We start from the raw sequence: 620 nt of genomic DNA, 5'->3' as shown, positions 1-620 counted from the left end.
GGCGGCGCCGAGCGGCAGGCCGTGGCGCGGGGCCGGCCGCGGCGTCGAGGACGCCGACGCCGGCAGGGTGCCCATCACGGCGAGGACGCTCAACACCGCGCCCGCGCCGAACAGTCTGCCGTTCATGAACCCCCCACGGGACGGATGACGATCCCCGCAACGGTGCGGGGGCCCGCGACCACCAGTCAAGGCATGTACACGTAATTCATGGGGACGTCGCCGGGACGCCACCGTCACCAGGGGCGGATGGCCCGCAGCCCCACGCGGCGGCCTTCCTCGTCGAGGAGGTGCCCCATGCGTTTGACGGTGTGCAGGCCGACGATGCGGTCGGTCACCGTCAGCGTGGGCAGACGGGCGCCCAGCGCACTCTCGCGGCGCTGGATGTCCGCGAGGTCGTGCACCCACAGTGTGGCGAAGACGTTCGCGGGGCCGGTGACGGAGGCGACCACCCGGCACTCCGGCAGGGCCGCGAGGGTGCGGTGGACGGCGGCGGCGTCGCGGGCAGGGGCCCGGCCGAGGAAGGACACGGGGACGGGGTGGCCGGCCAGGGCGGGCGCCATGTCGCAGCGGAAGGTGAGCACGCCGGAGTCGGCGAGGCGGCGCAGCCGACGGCGGACGGT

Annotated in this window: 1 protein-coding gene; it reads right to left on the bottom strand. The window is 75.2% G+C overall.

Going from position 1 to position 620, the window contains the following annotated elements; translation table 11 throughout:
• Positions 1-233 precede the first annotated feature (233 nt).
• Positions 234-620 (bottom strand): Lrp/AsnC family transcriptional regulator (locus G3I40_RS40025; protein ID WP_164559728.1); only part of this gene is annotated, 387 nt, incomplete at its 5' end.

Source organism: Streptomyces sp. SID14478, assembly GCF_010548525.1.
GTDB lineage: Bacteria > Actinomycetota > Actinomycetes > Streptomycetales > Streptomycetaceae > Streptomyces.
Note: the sequence above shows the minus strand (reverse complement) of the source record. Positions and strands in the feature narration are given on the sequence as shown.